The organism is Fructilactobacillus sp. X2R1C1, assembly GCF_059901435.1.
The window spans coordinates 1-252 of the sequence record NZ_JBWXUV010000118.1 but is presented as its reverse complement, the minus strand read 5'-3'; the positions used below and the strand labels follow the sequence as shown (position 1 = coordinate 252).

The window sequence follows — 252 nt, the reverse complement described above, 5'->3', positions numbered from 1 at the left end:
CTTCAATTTTTAAACTATCTACACCATTTTCAATCATCTCTGGAATATGATCAATCATGCACATATCCACCGCTGACATAGAGAATTCTTCTGGAATCTGACCTTTGATGCTCCGACGTTCTTGTCCAAATGGCAAATCATAGAGATCGTATTTCCAACGACAAGACTGGGAACAACCTCCCCTGTTGGCATCTCGTTTGCTCATGTGGTTAGAAAGCACACAACGCCCTGAGTAGGAAATACACATAGCTC

General features: G+C 42.1%; 1 protein-coding gene. It reads right to left on the bottom strand.

The genetic code is table 11. The features are described from left to right. On the bottom strand, positions 1–252 hold a 252-nt coding region (locus AC6UDG_RS07705), incomplete at both ends, for a peptidase U32 family protein (RefSeq protein ID WP_500706992.1).